Genomic DNA, 17,144 nt, shown 5'->3' with positions numbered 1-17,144 from the left:
ATGAGACTGTCCCTCTCCGGGGCGATGGCGCTCGCCGCAGACCCGGAGCTGCTTATCGCCGACGAGGCGACGAGTGTGTTGGATGTCACGACTCAGAGTCAGGTGCTCGATCTCATCCTCGATCGACGCGACGCCGGCTTCACATCCGGCTGGCCGCGAGGAACGGCGGGCATATCGGCTGGCGACGCGGTCGGCGTGAATGAGGTGAGTGGAGGAACCATGGCGAGACGGATCAGCATCGAACTTCCCGGATTCGAGCATACGAACCCGATCCCGGCGGGCAGTCGGATCGGCCCATTTCTGGCATCCGGAGCCCTCACCGGACGTGACCCGCACACGCGGGAGATGCCCGCGGGGCTGGACGAGCAGTGTGCGAACGTGTTCGGCCACATTCGTGCGCTGATGGATGCCGCGGGTGGCTCGACTGATGACATCCTCAAGCTCACGCTCCACCTGGCTTCGTTCCGGGATCGCGAGGCTCTGAACCGTGAGTGGCTGGCGATGTTCCCCGACGCCGCGTCTCGGCCCGCGCGTCAGGTGGTGGCTGCGCAGTTGGACGGCGGAGCGCTGATCCACGCGGATCTGCTGGCTGTGCTTTCCTGAGCGTCCGCAGTTCTGAACTGCGTCACCCCTCAGAGATGACCGGGATGTCGTGCGCCTGCAGCAGTCGGGTCAGCCGGTGCCTTCTCTCCGCCGCACGATCTCGTTGATCCAGATCGGTGCGAACGGGGAGGTGCATCCGGGAGCTGTCGGATAGTCGGCCAGGACCTGCAGCCGGTCGCCGATCTCCAGCGCGCGTGCACGCAAGTGTGGGTGGTGGATGCCGATCTGAGCGAGGGTCTCGTTCATCGTCCATTGCGGGCGCTTCGGTGCATCCTTCATGTCTCGCTCGATGAGATCGAGCAGCTGCTCCAGGTCGAGGCCATCCGGCGTCTTCGCCACACGCTCGGATGTCAGCGACCACGCCGCGGCAGCGACTGTCGGATCAGGGCCGCCGAACCAACGAAGCCGCATCTCTTCGGCGAGCGGGGTCTTCTTGGCGACGTAGTTAACGAACCAGTCGTTGACCTTCGGCGCCCGTGTCTCGCGGAGCATCGCGTCGAGCTCGTCAGCGGAGAACTCCCTCGGCTTGCAGATCAACAGCGCGAGCAGCTGCGGTGGCGTCTCGCCGGTCGCCCAGAGCTCCTTCGCAAGTGCATGGTTCGTCTTGACCTGCTTCGCGAGCGCCCGCATCCGCGACAGGTTGATTCCGTGATCGTCGCCGCGCTTCTCATTCGCTGCGCGCACCTTCGGGTCGTCGAGCGCTGCGAGATCGGCGAGCACTTCGGACAGATCGGCCATGCCTCCAGCGTAGATCGGCTGGACGTTTCAATGAGCGCAAATGGCCCGATAATCCCCTCGGATCGAGCCATTTGCGCTTGTCGAACGCTCGGCGGTGGCATCAGAACAGCTCTGATCGCGCGAACTCCCGCACGGGTGGAGTGAGTCTTCCGTAGCTGCCGATGCCGCCGAGCGGTGCCAGCACCTCCATCAGTTCGCGGACGGCTTCCTGCGCCTTGTGCTCCGGTTCGTCACCTGCGGTCGTGAGCGTTCTCAGCCCGTCCGTCACGCGCTGGACGACGCCACCGGTGTCAGCGCCACTCCCATCGGCGATCGCGAGTAGTGCCAGCGTGCGGGCATGCTCCGGCGGCCAGCTGTAGGTGAAGTCACGTCCGTGCTGAGAGGCTTCGCGCATCTCAGCGAGCGCACGCAGCGGCTTCTCCTTGATCATTCTGGTTCGCACTGTCGGCAGGATGCGACCTTTCAGGCGTCGGGTGAACCGGGCCGTGCGCGCAAGGGTGAGCAGCGCATGCCCTGGCGACGGCGGTGAGCCAGATATCGGTGCCCAGTCCATGGCTGACTCGGCCTCCCGCGCCAGCGAGTCAGGAAGCGCACCGTGCTCGTTCTGCTCAACGCCACCCGGCCCGATTCGATCGACCAGCCAGCTCAGTCCCGACAGCAGCGCATCTGCGGTCGCCTTGTCCATCGGCGCGGGTTCGAGCAGCCCGGCATCCATCAGATGCGCGCGAAGAGCGAGGCGCCTCTCTGGCGGCAGTTCGAGCAGCAGCGACACCAACGGAGAGGAATGGCCCAGCTCCCCGGACAGCTCAGCGACGCCGGACGTATCCACTTCTGGCAGCACGATGCCGAATCTGCGCGTGAGCTCCTGCTGAACGTGCGCCCGCCGCAACGGCGCGAGCGCGTGCTGCCAGTGCGCACTGGCGTGCTCGGGAGCATCATCGTCGACGATCTGCACGCACGGTTCGCCGACCTTGGAAGTTCGCGAGCTCAGCACCTCGATCCGGCATCCGTCTGCCGCTCCAGGAATGTCGACGGTGGGATCGGCGCCGAACGTGACTCTGCGCACGTCGCGGTCATAACGCTGATCGTGGTAAGAATCGTCCGCTTCCGGATGCCCGGTCGCCAGCAAGAACGCATCGATGAGCCACGATTCCGATGTCCTTTGCGACATGTCGAATGTGCGCGTCGTCGGCGGCGCAGTTGGAGCAGTCACGCGTATGCGGATGGAAGAACGCAACAGGGAGTAGCTGTGGTCGAGATACATGACGCCCAATGTAGGAGTCGATGCCCCTGATTCACGCGTTCGGGGGATAACTTCCCGTCTCCGCGTACGGTGCAGAAACGGATTGGGAACGCGTCAGTCCTCGACGAGCGCTTCGCGGATGCGGCGCAGGTCTTCCATCAGCGAGCCGATCAAGATCCAGTGACCGGATGCCGGTGGCTTCAACTGCAGCGGAGCCGTCAACGCGGGGATTGCCGAAGTCTCAGAATTCGGCTCCGGCGCGATATCGGCGATCTGCACGGCCAGCCGCACATCGTGCCCTGCCCGCCGCAACTGCTCGGCGATCGCATGGACGGTCGGTTCATCGGCGAGAGCATCGTCGTAGTGGTCGAAGTACGCGCGCGTCATACCGATCACCTGCGTCACGATCGGTGACAGTTGCTGCAAGAGCGCGCGCATCTCGGCAAGTTCGCCGCGCGCTGAGCGACGCGGATTGAGCGTCAGCGATTCCTCCGCGGCGGTGATGGATTCTTCGGCCGCCGCCTGCATCGGGCGCAGCAGCCTGGCCTCGAGCATCAGCTCCTGCAGCTTCGCCGGTTCCTGCGGGCTCGGCAGTGCAATGGCCAATCGGTCGAGGCTGGCGGCGATCTCAGCGCCGAGCAGCCCCAGATCGCGACGTGCGGGAGCCGTGAGCACGGGCGGCACGATCAACGCATTCACGATGATGCCGATCGCGACGCCGATGAGGGTCTCCAGGATCCGATCGAGGGCATACTCCGGACTCGACGAGCCCAGAGCCAGTACGAGCATCGCCGAGATCGCGACCTGGTTTCCCATGCCTGGCGTCGCACGGAAGATCCAGGCGACAAGCATGGCAATGACGATCGCCAGCAGCACCACCCAACTCTGCTGCCCGAGTAGAAGGCTCAGCCCTGTTGCGATCAGGACGCCGACGATCACGCCGATGCTGCGCTCGACCGCTTTGGTGAATGACTGGTTCACACTGGGCAGAACGACAAGCAGGGCGGCAATTGCGGCGAACACGGGGAGTGGCCCAGGGATCAGCCACCCGGCGATCAACCACGCGCCGATCGTTGCCACGGCCGACTTCACGACCTGCAGCAGGGGAGCACGCTTCGTGCTGCGCACCGCCGATGTCATCCGCATAACCCCACGTTAGGACGGATCACGGATTGATATCGACACTGAGGACACCCTAACCTCGTGTTAGATTAGGCGAGGCTTACCAAAGTCTCGACGCCCTCGCGTCATACCCTCACACCCTCACACCCTGAACCCGAAAGGGAAGCCTGTGCGCATCTCCCGCCTTCTTGGTATCGGCGCCGCCGCGGTCCTGACCGTCGGCCTCGCAGCCTGCTCGACCTCCGCTCCCGAAAGCTCCGCTCCCGAAAGCACTGACTCCGGAAGCTCGAACCCGGCATCCGCTGACGCCTTCCCCGTTACGATCGAGCACGCGTACGGCGAGACCACGATCACGGAGAAGCCAGAGCGCGTCGCGGCCGTCGCGTGGGCCAACCACGAGGTTCCGCTCGCACTCGGCATCGTTCCGGTCGGCCTGGGCAAGGTCAGCTGGGGCGACGACGACGACAACGGCGTACTCCCCTGGGTCGAGGAAGAGCTCACTGAGCTCGGCGTTGACGTGTCGCTGCTTGGCGACGCGGATGCTGAGGCCGCAGGCGACGTCCCGGTGTTGTTCGACGAGGTCGACGGCGTCGACTTCGAGGCTGTTGCCGACACCAACCCCGATGTCATCCTCGCTTCGTACTCCGGTCTTTCGCAGGAGGAGTACGACACCCTCTCCAAGATCGCGCCCGTTGTCGCTTACCCCGACATCCCTTGGGCTACCTCCGTTGAAGACATGATCACCATGAACTCGACTGCGCTTGGCCTCGCTGAAGAGGGCGAAGCCCTGATCGAGGAAATCCACGCCGAGACGGATGCTGCGCTTGAGGCGCACCCCGCGCTCAAGGACGCGAAGCTGCTCTTCACTTATCTTGACCCGAGCGACCTCAGCCAAATCGGCTTCTACACGCCCGCTGACACCCGCCCCGGCTTCCTGACGAGCCTCGGACTCCCTGTGCCCGAGATCCTCACGGAGAACGCGGACAGCACCGAGTTCTACCTCTCGGCGAGTTCGGAAGAGGCTGACAAGTTCAACGATGTCGACGTGTTCATCACCTACGGCGACGAGTCAATGATCGCCACACTCCAGGCTGACCCGCTGCTGTCGAAGATTCCCGCAATCGCCGAAGGCCGCATCGCGATCCTGCCCGACGCGACGCCGATCGCGGCATCCGCGAACCCGTCGCCGCTGTCCATCAAGTGGGGCATCGACGAGTACTTCGCCATGCTCGAGGCCCCGCTGCTCTCGGAGTGACCTCAGCCGCCACGACTTTGACGCCGGGTGCCGCGAATCTGCGGCGCCCGGCGCTCGTGCGCGCCCTGTGGCTGCTCATCGGCGTCGGTGTCATCGTCGTCCTCAGCATCCTCTCGGTCTCCTTCGGCGTGCGCGCCGTCTCGTTCGATGACATCGTTGCGGCGCTGAGCGGACACGACGAGACCATCGCGCAGGCCGCGATCATCAAGCGCATCCCTCGTACAGCGCTCGCGATTCTGGTTGGCGCAGCCCTCGCGCTCTCCGGCGCGACCATGCAGGCAGTGACCCGCAACCCCATCGCGGATCCAGGAATCCTGGGCGTCACCAGCGGTGCATCACTCGCGGTCGTGCTCGGTATCGCATTCCTCGGCGTCTCTAGTGCGTACAGCTACATGTTGCTTGCAATCATCGGCGCCGCGGTCGCCGCCGTCTTCGTCTACTCCGTAGGCTCGCTCGGGCGCGGCGGTGCCACCCCGCTCAAGCTGGCACTTGCGGGAGCCGCGACCGCAGCCGCGCTCGGCTCGCTCATCAGCGCCATCATGCTTCCCCGTGTCGATCTGCTGCAGACGTTCCAGTCCTGGCAGATCGGTGGGGTCGGCGGGGCGGACTGGTCGCGTATCGCGATCACCGCACCCGTACTGGCGCTGGGCGGCCTCATCTGCTTCGCCTGCTCACGCGGCATGAACTCGCTCGCGCTCGGCGACGACTTGGCGTCAGGCCTCGGCGAGAACGTCTTCCGCACCCGACTCATCTCGGCTGTCGGCGCGGTCATCCTCGCGGGAGCCGCCACCGCCATCGCCGGCCCGATCGGATTCGTCGGACTCGTCATCCCGCACATGTGTCGGATGCTCATCGGCACCGACCACCGCTGGCTACTGCCCTTCTCGGCCATCGCCGGTGCGTCGCTTCTGCTCGCCAGCGACGTCATCGGACGCGTCATTGCCCCCTCAAGCGAAGAGATCCAGGTCGGCATCATCACCGCGGTCATCGGCGCCCCATTCTTCATCTGGATCGTGCGTCGCCAGAAGGTGCGTGAACTGTGACCCTTCTGCAGACCCAAGGGACCTCCGTGATTGCGGCCGGACGACGATCTCGCCACCGACGCCACGCCACGGCCAGCGTTGTGCTGGGCGTGCTGGTGTTCGCGCTCGCGGCCATCGCGCTCATGGTCGGCAACACTTTCTACACTCCGGGCGAAGTCATCCGCGTCATCCTCGGAGAGACGGTGCCAGGAGCATCCTTCACCGTCGGCGAGTTGCGTCTGCCACGCACGGCTCTCGCGATTCTTGCCGGATTCGCCTTCGGTATCGCGGGCGTCTCCTTCCAGACGCTGTTGCGCAACCCGCTCGCGTCGCCCGACATCATCGGCATCACCGAAGGAGCGAGCGCTGCGGCCGTGGTCGGCATCATCGTGCTCGGCGCCAGCGGTCCGATGGTGTCCGTGCTCGCGCTCGTCGGCGCACTGATCACAGCGCTCGCGATCTACCTGCTTTCGAAGAAGGGCGGCTTCTCCGGCATCCGCCTGATCCTGATCGGAATCGGCGTCGGGGCCATGCTGCAGAGCGTCGTCTCCTACGTGCTCTCACGTGCCGCGCAGTGGGACATCCAGACCGCCATGCGCTGGCTCACCGGCAGTCTGAATAATGCGTCATGGGACGACGTCGCCCCGCTCGCGATCGCCAGCGTGGTCATCCTGCCGCTGCTTTTCAGCCAAGCAAAGGCGCTGGGGATGCTGCAGCTCGGCGATGACTCGGCCTCCGGCCTCGGCGTTCGAGTGAACGCCACGCGGCTGATGTTCATCATCGGCGCGGTTGCGCTGCTCGGGTTCGCAACGGCCGCCACCGGCCCGATCGCCTTCGTCGCGTTCATGGCAGGACCGATCGCCGCGCGTCTCACCGGCCCTGGTGCGAATCTGCTGCTGCCGTCGGCCTTCGTCGGCGCGGTACTCGTGCTTGGCGGCGATCTGATCGGCCAGTTCTTGTTCGAGACGCGCTATCCGGTCGGCGTCATCACCGGCGTACTCGGCGCGCCGTACCTGATCTATCTACTCATCCGCACCAACCGCTCGGGAGGCTCGCTGTGACCGAGGCCCACACTCTGGTAGCCGAGGGGATCACCCTCGGCTACGGCGACCGCACCATCATCGAGGGCCTCGACCTGACCATCGCGCCTGGCAAGATCACGTCGATCGTCGGGGCGAACGGATGCGGGAAGTCGACGTTGCTGCGCTCGCTCGCACGTCTGCTCTCACCGTCATCCGGTCAGGTCGTCCTCGACGGCAGATCCGTGCATTCGCGCCCCACCAAAGAGATCGCACGCGTGCTCGGCCTGCTGCCGCAGTCTCCGATCGCCCCTGAGGGCATCGCTGTCGCCGACCTGGTCGGCCGCGGACGGCATCCGCATCAGAAAATGCTGGCACGTTGGAACGCGCACGACTATGAGGTCGTCGCCAATGCGCTCGAGGCCACCGGTACCACCGACCTCGCTGACCGCAGCGTCGACGAACTCTCCGGCGGACAGCGCCAGCGCGTCTGGATCGCCATGGCGCTCGCGCAGGAGACCGACATTCTGCTGCTTGATGAGCCCACCACTTTCCTCGACGTCGCGCACCAGGTCGAGGTGCTCGACCTGCTCACCGACCTGAGCGTCTCGCGCGGCACCACGATCGTGATGGTGCTGCACGACCTCAACCTCGCCGCCCGCTACTCCGACGAACTCGTCGCGATGAAGAGCGGGCAGGTGCACGCCCTGGGCGCACCAGGCGAGGTTCTCACCCACACGCTGGTCGAAGAGGTCTTCGGCATGGCGAATCAGATCACTACCGACCCGGTTTCAGGCAAGCCGATGGTCACGCCAATCGGGAGGCATCATGTCCGCTGAGACGACAACGAAGCAGCGTCCGTCCTACGTTCTCGCCCGCGCAGAGGTGCGCGCGGTCGATCGCGTGTCGCCGAACTTCGTGCGTGTCACCTTCGGTGGTTCGGAGCTCGCCGAGTTCGGCACGCCCGGAGATGTCTATGACGCGCGGATCAAGCTCGTCTTCCCGCCGGCTTCCGGCATCCTGCCCCCTGTTGCGCGTAACAACGACGACTGGTGGGGTTCGTACCTCGCCGTGCCGGAGGAGGAGCGCGGCTCGATGCGCACCTATTCGGTGCGCGAGCTACGACTGACGGATGCTGGCACTGAGGTCGTCGTCGACTTCGTGCTGCACCTGCAGCCAGGACTCACCGGACCCGCGTCGCTGTGGGCGAGTTCGGCTGCCGCGGGCGATGAGCTGCTGGTCGTAGGGCCTCGTCGCGGTCGTGAAGAGCGCAGCGGCATCGAGTACGCCCCGGGGTCGGCGTCATCGGTCATTCTTGTCGGCGATGAGACTGCGGCGCCTGCGATCGCCCGCATCCTGGAGGACGCTCCGCGCGACCTCCGCGGACTGGCATTCATCGAAGTGCCGGTCGCCGAAGACATCCTGGCCATCGACGCCCCCGACGGAGTCGAGGTGCACTGGCTGCCGCGCGGATCCGCCGCACACGGGTTGCGAGTGATTCCGACGGTGCTCGATTATCTCGGTGACAGCGCCCACACCGAGATCACTGTGCAGGATGCCGAGGGCGAGGAAATGGTCTGGGAGACGCCGGAGTACTCCGGCAGCGGCGAGGAAGTCGCGCCCTCTGCTTCGGCCGCCGAGCGGTACTTCTGGATCGCGGGGGAGAGCGGCGTCGTCACGACGCTCCGCCGTCACCTCGTGAAGGACCTCGGCATCGACCGCTCACAGGTGGCGTTCATGGGGTACTGGCGCCGCGGCGTCGCCATGCGCGGCTAGATTTCCCAGCCGGCTGGTTGCTGGCGTGGTTCGATGGGTGCATGGACAAGGAGCAGCAGATGGCACGTGAGACTCGTGCGATCTGGGCGACGCTCGTCTGCTTCCTCGTTGGCACTGGAGTCGGCACACTCGTACTGAGGGGAAACCCGCGGCCGATCGCCGGAGACGGATCGATGGGATTGCCCGCCGCGTTGATCGCCGGAGCGATTGCCGCGGCAGCCTTCGCCGTCAGTACATTCCTGCACCGCCGCGGTGAGAACGCGGCGATGCCACGGTGGCAGATCGTCATCTCGGCATCCTCGGCATCCTCGGCAGTCGCCCTGACCATCGCCTTCGCGGGAGTGACCGCGCTGGGTGTGCTGCTGGCCAGCGAGGTGCTCGGTGTCGGGCTGCAGGGCCTGGAGGTCCCCGCGCTCGGCGGCGGCATCATCACCGGAGTCGCGAGCGCCGTCGGCGGACGGCTCGCATTCGATGCAGGCATCGGCCTGCACACCACAGACCTCGCCGCGCTGCTGTTCAGTTATCTCGTGATCGGCACTCTCTTCGCCATGCTCACCGCCGCCGATCCGCACTGGTGGGAAGTGAACTTCTCACAGCTCGGCATCGGCGACGGAGCGTGGGTGTTCAACGGAACGCTCGTCGTCGCCGGCATCCTCGTCGCCACCGTCGGCATGTACATCGCGCGAGATCTGCACCGCATCCGTGGTGATGAATGGTTCGGACGCATCGCGACTGTGGCATTGCTATGGATGGCGACCGGTATCGCGCTCGCAGGGGTCGGGTTGTTCCCGCTCGAGCAGATAATCGTGCTGCACAACATCGCCGCTGTCGGAACCCTTGTGTTGTTCGTCGCCGCCGGAGTCGTGACGACTGCGGTGATGCCTGGGCCGCCGCGTCCGCTGCTGCTCACCACGGTCGGCATCGCTCTGATGCTCGTGGTCGCGTTTGTGCTGGCCGACAGCTACCACCTGTTCTCGGTGACTGTGCTCGAAGCGGTCGTGATCGGGCTCGGGCTGCTCTGGCTCACCACGCTCGTGCGTATCCTCGCGGCGCTGGCGCCGGAGGGCAGTAGGCCGTCGGCGCGTGGATCGCTGCTGCACGCGTGACGGGTAGCCGCCGCGGCTCAGGCCGGGCTCAGGCGCTCTCGCGCACCACGAGCTCAGTCTCCAGGATCACTGACCGGGTCGGTGCCCCAGCGATCACATCGAGCAGCACGTGCACCATCTGTGAGCTGATCTGCTCCCACGGTTGACGCATCGTCGTGATGGACGGCTCGTGCGTCGCGGCGAGGCCAGAGTCGTCGAAGCCGGCGACGGCGACATCTTCTGGTACCCGCAGACCCGCCCGCCGCACTGCGGCGATTGCACCGGCAGCCATCCGGTCGTTCGCCGCGAATACGGCATCCACGCCGCGTTCAAGTAGCTGGGTCATCGCGGTCTGACCAGATTCGAACGAGTAGTCGCCGGTCTCCACGAGCTCCTCATCGAAGCGGTCGCCGAGCTCCTCGCGGAAGCCGACCAGCCGGTACCGCCCGCCAGGTGTGTCGTCGGGGCCGGCGATCATGCCGATCCGCTCGTACCCCTTCTTATGCAGGTACGCGGCCATGGTCCTCGCCGATGCGACCTCTTCGACCGAGATGGTCGACAGCTCGCTCTCGTGCCCCAGCGGAACGCCACAGCTCACAATCGGGATGCCGTCGTCGAGCAGTTGCTCGAGCAGCGGCTCTGACTCGTGCGATGAGATGAGAAGCACGCCGTCGACGTGTCCTGCGCTGATGAAGTGCGCCACGCTGTCGCGCTCGGCGGGTGTCCCAGCGACGAGGAGCACCAGGGTCATCGACCGTTGCGCGAGAGCTTCAGCCGCCCCACGAAGCAGCAGCGCGAAGGTCGGGTCATCGAAGAGCAACTGCTGCGGCTCGGTGAGCAGGAACGCCATCGAGCCTGCGCGCCCGGTGGCGAGGCTGCGTGCGTGATGATTGGCGGTGTATCCGGTGGCAAGGATCGCCGCATCGACGGCAACGCGCGCGTCGGGGGACACCCAGTGCCCGCCGTTGATCACGCGGGAGACCGTGCTGCGGGAAACCCCGGCCTGCACGGCAACATCGCGGATCGTCGGCTTTCGCTTCGCCGTCACTTCACTCACCGGAACGACTCTACTCACTCCCTGGTTGGGACGTGTAATACATGCTGGGACCGGTCTCAGTTCGGTAACGGTTCGATCTGCGGCTGCCTCGAACCACGCGACAATAAGGTAGAACTGAGACCGGTCCCAGTTTGCCAACAAGATAAACTGAGACCGGTCCCAGTCGGATCCAACCGACTGAAGACAGCACCACGCACCGACCCAATGGAGTGACGATGACCACCCCCCACGCCTGGCCCGAACTTCGGGGAATCGCCTACGGCGGCGACTACAACCCTGAGCAGTGGTCACGTGAGACCTGGCGCGAAGACGTCGTGCTCATGCGCGAGGCCGGTGTCAACATGGTCAGCGTCGGAATCTTCTCCTGGGCGCTCATCGAGGTTGCCGAAGGCGAGTTCGACTTCTCCTGGCTCGACGAGCTGCTGGGCCTCCTGCACGAGAACGGCATCGCCGTCGACCTCGGCACCCCGACAGCGTCCCCGCCGGCGTGGTTCTTCGCGCAGCATCCTGACGCCCGCGTCATCGATCGCGATGGCCGCGTCATGGGCTTCGGGTCGCGCGGCATGGCGTCACACTCTTCGCCCGCATACCGGGAAGCAATCGTTCGCTACGCCGACACTCTCGCTGCGCGCTATGCGAAGCATCCGGCGGTCGTGCTCTGGCACGTGCACAACGAGTACGGCGTTCCGGTCGGCGAAGACCACTCCGCGCATTCTGCCGCGGCCTTCCGGCTCTGGCTCCAGGAGAAGTACGGCACACTCGACGCGTTCAACAGCGCGTGGGGCACCGCCTTCTGGGGCCAGCACTACACGGCATGGGAGCACGTCAACACCCCTGCTGCGGCTCCGAGCGTTGTGAACCCGGCCCAGCGCCTGGACTTCGCGCGCTTCACCGATCACCAGTTGCGTGCCTGCTTCATTGCCGAGCGCGACGCGATCCGCGTGCACGCCGACCAGCCCATCACCACGAACTTCATGGCGAACCAGAGCTGGACCACTGACCTCTGGGCCTGGGGCCGCGAGGTCGACATCGTCTCCGACGACCACTACCTGTGGGCCGCAGACGAAGACGCGCACATCGGTCTTGCCATCGCCGCAGACCTCAGTCGCTCGGTTGGCGGCGGCAAGCCGTGGATCCTCATGGAGCACTCCACCTCGGCCGTGAACTGGCAGCCCCGCAACATCGCAAAGCGCCAGGGTGAGATGGCCCGCAACTCGCTCACCCACCTCGGACGCGGTGCTGACGGCATCCTCTTCTTCCAGTGGCGCGCCGGTCGCTCTGGAGCTGAGAAGTTCCACTCGGCGATGCTCCCGCATGCCGGCGTGAACTCCCGCGTCTTCCGCGAGGTCACCCAACTCGGAGCCGACCTCGGCCGACTCGAAGAAGTGCAGGGCAGCACGGTCAAGGCCGACGTCGCGATCCTGTGGGACTTCGAATCGTTCTGGGCGCAAGATCTCGAATGGCGTCCTACCGAAGACCTGTCGCACCAAGAGCGCATCCGCGCCTTCTATGAGCGGCTGTGGCGCGACGGAATCACCTGCGATTTCGCACTGCCTGGGCAGGATCTCTCGGCCTACAGCCTCGTCATCGCGCCCGCCCAGTATCTGCTGACGGCGTCGGATGCCGAGAACCTCACCCGCTACGTCGCTGACGGCGGCACGCTGCTCGTCTCGTACTTCTCGGCCGTCGTCGATGAGAACGACGCCGTGCACCCTGGCGGCTTCCTCGCCCCGTTGCGCGACGTGCTCGGTGTCGACGTCGAAGAGCACTTGCCGCTGCGTGAGGGCCAGACGGCGGCGGTCGTCACCTCCTCCGGCGACACTCTGAACGCCGATCACTGGCAGGAAGCCCTGCGACTGCACGTTGTCGATGATGGCCGCGTCGTTGATGGTGGACACAGTGCCGATGTCTTCGGCAGCTACGCCGAGGGTCCCGCCGCCGGCGAGCCCGCGATCACCCGCAATTCTCATGGCGAGGGCGCGGGCTGGTACGTCAGCACCCGCCTGGATGCTGAGGGTCTGAACACCCTCATGCAGCACGTCTATGCCGATGCCGGCATATCTCCGACCGGGCTCCCCGAAGACCTCGAGGTCATCGTCCGTAGCGCCGACGACGCAACCTACCGGATCGCCGTCAACCATGGCGATGAGGATGCCGTGCTCCCTGTCACTGGGCAGGAACTCCTCAGCGGCACCGAGGTGGAAGAGAGCTTCACGATTCCCGCGGGCGGCGTCGCCGTCATCCGCTCCGAGAAGAGCCCCGAGAAGAGCCCTGAGAAGAGCCGCACCGCCTGACAACTGAATCGCGCCAGGTCACCCGACCAGACGCACCCCCCCGGTCGTGACGATGCGGCACGCTTACAGAGCGCATCGCCGGCCACAACAGATTGGAACCAGCAATGCGCAAGTACATCGGAGTCGGCGCCTTCGCGCTGGCAGCGGCCGTCGCCCTGACCGGTTGCAGTTCAAGTGCTCCTGAAGAGGCAGAAGAGGCGCCGGCCGGCGATGGTGCGGAACTCGTCATCTGGACGGATGCCGAGCGCGAAGCAGCGCTGACGGTTGCCGCCGCGGCCTTCGAAGAGGAGACCGGCGCCAAGATCACTCTCGTGCAGAAGAACTTCGAAGACCTCCGCAACGACTTCATCGCACAGGTGCCGACGGGTGAAGGCCCCGACCTCACTGTCGGTGCGCACGACTGGCTCGGCGCGCTCGTCGCAGCGGGTGTCGTCGACACGATCGACCTCGGCGACACCGCGGGCGAGTTCGAGCAGGTGGCGCTGGATGCCATGACCTATGACGGCCAGCTCTACGCACTGCCGTACTCGCTCGAGACGGTCGCACTAATCCAGAACGTCGACCTCGTCGGAGATGCCGCCCCAGCCACCTGGGACGAGATGATCCAGAGCGGCATCGATTCGGGCGCCGAGCGTCCGTTCGTGATCAACACGGCCGGCGAGACCGGTGACGCTTTACACGATGTACGGTCTCCAGACATCGTTCGGCGCTCCCGTCTTCGTGCAGGACGAGTCCGGCTCGTACACGACCGAGGTCGGCATGGGCGGAGCCGCAGGCGAAGGCTTCGCGAGCTGGCTCGGTGCGAACGGTGCGAACGGCACCGGTTACATCTCCACGACTGTCGACTACGACATCAACAACGAGCTGTTCGCCACGGGCAAGGCGCCGTACACGATCCAGGGTCCGTGGGTCATGAACCTGTTCGAGGACATGAACGTCACGGTCAACCCGATCCCGTCCGCCGGCGGCGAGACGGCTGCTCCCTTCGTGGGCGTGCAGGGCTTCTACCTCTCCAGCGAGAGCAAGAACGCCCTCCTCGCTCAGGAGTTCCTCGTGAACTACCTCGGCACCGAAGACGCGCAGCGCGCTCTCTACGAGGCAGACCCGCGCATTCCTGCGTGGTCAACTCTCGCCGAAGAGGTCTCGTCTGACCCGATCACTGCCGGCTTCGTGAAATCCGCCCAGGGTGGCGTGCCGATGCCGTCGATCCCCGAGATGGGTTCGGTATGGGATCTGTGGAACGCCGCGCAGGTGCAGATCATCAACGGTTCCGAGCCGGTCTCGACCTGGAACACCATGGTCGCCGACCTCCAGACCACGCTGGCCGGTTGATCCGCCGGGCCGGGAGGCGTTCGCGCCTCCCGGCCTTCTAGACCTTCGAAGGAGTGATGGATGTCGACTGAGGCACCGATCCAGACCGCTCAGACCGAGCGCACACCGCTGCGCGAACCCCACGCGAAACGCTGGCGTGGGCCCGGCTGGGGGTTCATCATCAAGCTGGTGCTGATGGCGCTGGTCAATGCCTTCGGCATCCTCACCGCGATCTCCGCGTGGCGCGCCGAATCATGGGTCGTGCTGGCCGTTGTGGTGCTGCTCGTCGTCATCGCCGACATCGTCTATTTCGGCAAGCGCGCGCTGCCGATGAAGTACCTGCTGCCCGGGCTCATCTTCCTCCTCGTGTTCCAGGTGTTCATCTTCGGATACACCGCGTACATCGCATTCACCAACTACGGCACGGGTCACATCGGCACGCAGGAGCAGGCCGTCGAAGCCGCAATCATCCAGGGCGAGCGCCGCGTCGATGACTCACCCACCTACCCGCTCTCGGTCGTGCAGCGCGGCGACGAGCTCGGCTTCGCGATCGCCACCGAAGACGGTGACGTGCTGGTCGGATCGGCGATCGAATCGCTCGCCGAGGCATCCGGCGCAGATCTTGGCAGCACCGGCGCACCCAGCGAGGTGCCTGGATGGACGGTTGTTCCACGGGCCACAGTGCTGACCGACTCTGCGCTCCAGGCGCAGATCGGCGATCTTCGGGTTCCTGTCTCGGACGACCCCAACGACGGCTCCGTCCGCACCCGTGATGGGTCCTCCGGCGCGATTTACGAGTCCACGCTGGTGTGGGATGCCGGAGCGCAGACCATCACCGACACGACCAACGACACCGTCTATGCGGCGACAGACGGTGGCTCGTTCGTCTCAGAGAGCGGTGCGGCACTGCCCACTGGCTGGTACGTGAACGTCGGCTTCGCGAACTTCCTCAAACTGTTCACCGACTCAGCGCTCGCGGGGACACTCGGAAGCGTCACGATCTGGACGTTCGCGTTTGCCATCCTGTCGGTCGGGCTGAGTTTCGCCATTGGACTCGGCCTCGCGATGGTCTACAACGATCCGCGGGTGAAGGGGCGCCGCGTGCTGCGGGCGCTGTTTATCCTGCCGTATGCGTTCCCCGCGTTCATGGCTGCACTGTTGTTCCGCGGAATGTTCAACGCTGAGTTCGGCATCATCAACGACCTGTTCCTCTTCGGCAGTCATATCAACTGGCTCGGCGATCCATGGCTCACCAGAGCCGCGGTGATCTTCGTGAACGTCTGGCTCAGCTACCCGTACTGGTTCCTGGTGTGCACGGGTGCACTGCAGTCGCTGCCGGGTGACACGCTGGAAGCCGCGGAGATCGACGGCGCGAACCGCTGGCAGCGATTCCGCTCGATCGTGCTGCCGCTGCTGCTCGTGTCGACGGCGCCGCTGCTGATCGCCTCGTTCGCGGTGGCGTTCAACAACTTCACGGTCATCTACACCTTCAACAATGGCGGGCCTGCGATACCAGGGGCACCGTTTGCGCTCGGTTCGACGGACATCCTGGTGTCTGCGATTTATGACGTCTCTGGTGTCTCCGGAGGTGCTTCCGACTACGGTCTCGCCAGCGCACTTTCCATCGTCGCTTTCATCGTGGTCGGAATCATCTCGGTGCTGGGCTTCCGCCAGACCCGCAAACTTGAGGAGTACCAGTGATGTCTACGCAGACCAGAGTAGTGGTGACGGGTTCTTCATCGGATGCCACGGCTGCCAGGGCCGGCGCGAGGCGCCGCCGGTGGTGGGCCGAAGTCGGTTGGAAGTACATCCTCGCCGTCGTCGTGCTGATTTTCGCCGCTTTCCCGCTCGTGTACGTTCTGTCTGCCTCGCTCAATCCGAAGGGCAGCCTGGCAGCGAGCAACGACCTGTTCGCGATCGTCGACATCACGAACTACATCGCGCTCGGCGAGTCCCGGTACTGGGTGTGGTTCGGCAACACTCTGCTGATCGGCGTCATCACCGCCGTCGGTTCGGTGGTCATGGGGGCCTCCGCGGCGTATGCGTTCTCGCGATTCCGATTCACCGGACGACGCGTGAGCCTGACGACGCTGCTCGTTGTGCAGATGTTCCCGCAGGCGCTCGCGTTCATCGCCATCTTCCTGATGTTGCTGACGATCGGCGAGGTCGTGCCCGCGCTCGGCATCAACTCGAAGATCGCGCTGATCTGCGTGTACCTCGGCGGAGCATTGGGGGCGAACACGTTCCTCATGTACGGGTTCTTCAACACGATCCCCATCGAGATCGACGAGTCAGCGAAGATCGACGGCGCCAGCCACGCCCAGATCTTCTGGAAGCTGATCATGCCGCTGGTCGTGCCGATCCTCGCGGTCGTGGCTCTGCTGTCGTTCCTGGCCTGCTTCGGTGACTTCATCCTGTCCAAAATCATCCTGACCTCAGAGGACAACTGGACTCTCGCCGTCGGCATGTACCAGTGGGTGTCGAACCAGCTGGCCTCGCGCTGGGGCCTGTTTGCGGCGGGCGTCGTCGTGGCGGCGCTACCCGTGCTCGCGCTGTTCTTCGCGCTGCAGAAGTACATTGTCGGCGGGCTGACGCAGGGTGCCGTCAAGGGCTGAATCC

Annotated in this window: 16 protein-coding genes and 1 pseudogene; 12 read left to right on the top strand and 5 right to left on the bottom strand. The window is 65.3% G+C overall.

Annotation, left to right across the window (positions count from 1 at the left end; genetic code table 11):
• Window positions 1–603, top strand: a complete 603-nt coding sequence (locus AC1C2O_RS11605; protein ID WP_495430589.1) for a RidA family protein — start codon at window positions 1–3, stop codon at window positions 601–603.
• Window positions 604–672: 69 nt separating this feature from the next.
• Here the strand turns inward: AC1C2O_RS11605 and AC1C2O_RS11600 are convergent, their stop codons facing one another.
• The 3 genes from AC1C2O_RS11600 to AC1C2O_RS11590 all read right to left on the bottom strand — a co-directional run bounded on the left by AC1C2O_RS11600 (window position 673) and on the right by AC1C2O_RS11590 (window position 3,730).
• Window positions 673–1,341, bottom strand: a complete 669-nt coding sequence (locus tag AC1C2O_RS11600; protein WP_495430588.1) for a DNA alkylation repair protein — start codon at window positions 1,339–1,341, stop codon at window positions 673–675.
• A gap of 100 nt (window positions 1,342–1,441) precedes the next feature.
• Complete coding sequence (locus AC1C2O_RS11595) at window positions 1,442–2,605, bottom strand: hypothetical protein (RefSeq protein WP_495430587.1); 1,164 nt, start codon at window positions 2,603–2,605, stop codon at window positions 1,442–1,444.
• Between the two features lie 93 nt (window positions 2,606–2,698).
• Entirely contained in the window at window positions 2,699–3,730 is a 1,032-nt protein-coding gene (locus tag AC1C2O_RS11590) for an FUSC family protein (RefSeq protein ID WP_495430586.1), read from the bottom strand.
• 145 nt (window positions 3,731–3,875) lie between these two features.
• Between AC1C2O_RS11590 and AC1C2O_RS11585 the strand changes: the two genes are divergently transcribed.
• From AC1C2O_RS11585 to AC1C2O_RS11560, 6 genes are read left to right on the top strand one after another with little or no spacing between them, the layout of a single operon-like run.
• On the top strand, window positions 3,876–4,961 hold the full coding sequence (locus AC1C2O_RS11585; protein WP_495430585.1) for an iron-siderophore ABC transporter substrate-binding protein: 1,086 nt from the start codon (window positions 3,876–3,878) through the stop codon (window positions 4,959–4,961).
• A complete protein-coding gene (locus AC1C2O_RS11580; RefSeq protein ID WP_495430584.1) occupies window positions 4,958–6,004 on the top strand; it encodes a FecCD family ABC transporter permease in 1,047 nt (348 codons plus the stop codon). The genes AC1C2O_RS11585 and AC1C2O_RS11580 overlap by 4 nt, the downstream gene beginning before the upstream one ends.
• A complete protein-coding gene (locus tag AC1C2O_RS11575; protein WP_495430583.1) occupies window positions 6,001–7,044 on the top strand; it encodes a FecCD family ABC transporter permease in 1,044 nt (347 codons plus the stop codon). The genes AC1C2O_RS11580 and AC1C2O_RS11575 overlap by 4 nt, the downstream gene beginning before the upstream one ends.
• Entirely contained in the window at window positions 7,041–7,841 is an 801-nt protein-coding gene (locus tag AC1C2O_RS11570) for an ABC transporter ATP-binding protein (RefSeq protein ID WP_495430582.1), read from the top strand. Before AC1C2O_RS11575 ends, AC1C2O_RS11570 begins: the two co-directional genes overlap by 4 nt.
• On the top strand, window positions 7,831–8,778 hold the full coding sequence (locus AC1C2O_RS11565) for a siderophore-interacting protein (RefSeq protein WP_495430581.1): 948 nt from the start codon (window positions 7,831–7,833) through the stop codon (window positions 8,776–8,778). The genes AC1C2O_RS11570 and AC1C2O_RS11565 overlap by 11 nt, the downstream gene beginning before the upstream one ends.
• A gap of 59 nt (window positions 8,779–8,837) precedes the next feature.
• The gene (locus AC1C2O_RS11560; protein ID WP_495430580.1) at window positions 8,838–9,884 is read left to right on the top strand and encodes a DUF998 domain-containing protein; all 1,047 of its coding nucleotides are present in this window, start codon (window positions 8,838–8,840) and stop codon (window positions 9,882–9,884) included.
• Window positions 9,885–9,912: 28 nt separating this feature from the next.
• Here AC1C2O_RS11560 and AC1C2O_RS11555 read toward each other — a convergent pair whose 3' ends face one another.
• The gene (locus tag AC1C2O_RS11555) at window positions 9,913–10,920 is read right to left on the bottom strand and encodes a LacI family DNA-binding transcriptional regulator (RefSeq protein WP_495430579.1); all 1,008 of its coding nucleotides are present in this window, start codon (window positions 10,918–10,920) and stop codon (window positions 9,913–9,915) included.
• Between the two features lie 215 nt (window positions 10,921–11,135).
• Between AC1C2O_RS11555 and AC1C2O_RS11550 the strand changes: the two genes are divergently transcribed.
• A complete protein-coding gene (locus AC1C2O_RS11550; RefSeq protein ID WP_495430578.1) occupies window positions 11,136–13,214 on the top strand; it encodes a beta-galactosidase in 2,079 nt (692 codons plus the stop codon).
• Between the two features lie 170 nt (window positions 13,215–13,384).
• Here AC1C2O_RS11550 and AC1C2O_RS11545 read toward each other — a convergent pair whose 3' ends face one another.
• Window positions 13,385–13,612 carry a hypothetical protein gene (locus tag AC1C2O_RS11545; protein ID WP_495430577.1) on the bottom strand — a complete coding sequence of 76 codons (228 nt, stop codon included), beginning with the start codon at window positions 13,610–13,612 and terminating at the stop codon, window positions 13,385–13,387.
• Here AC1C2O_RS11545 and AC1C2O_RS11540 point away from each other — a divergent pair.
• The 4 genes and pseudogenes from AC1C2O_RS11540 to AC1C2O_RS11525 form a co-directional block, all read left to right on the top strand.
• Window positions 13,517–13,765 (top strand): annotated as a pseudogene (locus AC1C2O_RS11540) (extracellular solute-binding protein); the annotation flags it as partial. The gene AC1C2O_RS11545 and the pseudogene AC1C2O_RS11540 overlap by 96 nt on opposite strands.
• Window positions 13,766–13,895: 130 nt before the next feature.
• Window positions 13,896–14,546: a sugar ABC transporter substrate-binding protein gene (locus AC1C2O_RS11535; RefSeq protein WP_495430576.1), complete on the top strand. Its 651-nt coding sequence runs from the start codon at window positions 13,896–13,898 to the stop codon at window positions 14,544–14,546.
• Window positions 14,547–14,606: 60 nt separating this feature from the next.
• Window positions 14,607–16,226 carry an ABC transporter permease subunit gene (locus AC1C2O_RS11530; protein ID WP_495430575.1) on the top strand — a complete coding sequence of 540 codons (1,620 nt, stop codon included), beginning with the start codon at window positions 14,607–14,609 and terminating at the stop codon, window positions 16,224–16,226.
• Entirely contained in the window at window positions 16,226–17,140 is a 915-nt protein-coding gene (locus tag AC1C2O_RS11525; protein WP_495430574.1) for a sugar ABC transporter permease, read from the top strand. Before AC1C2O_RS11530 ends, AC1C2O_RS11525 begins: the two co-directional genes overlap by 1 nt.
• The last annotated feature ends 4 nt before the right edge of the window (window positions 17,141–17,144 follow it).

This window comes from Microbacterium sp. Y355, assembly GCF_059445345.1.
This window is presented reverse-complemented; position numbering and strand designations above follow the sequence as displayed.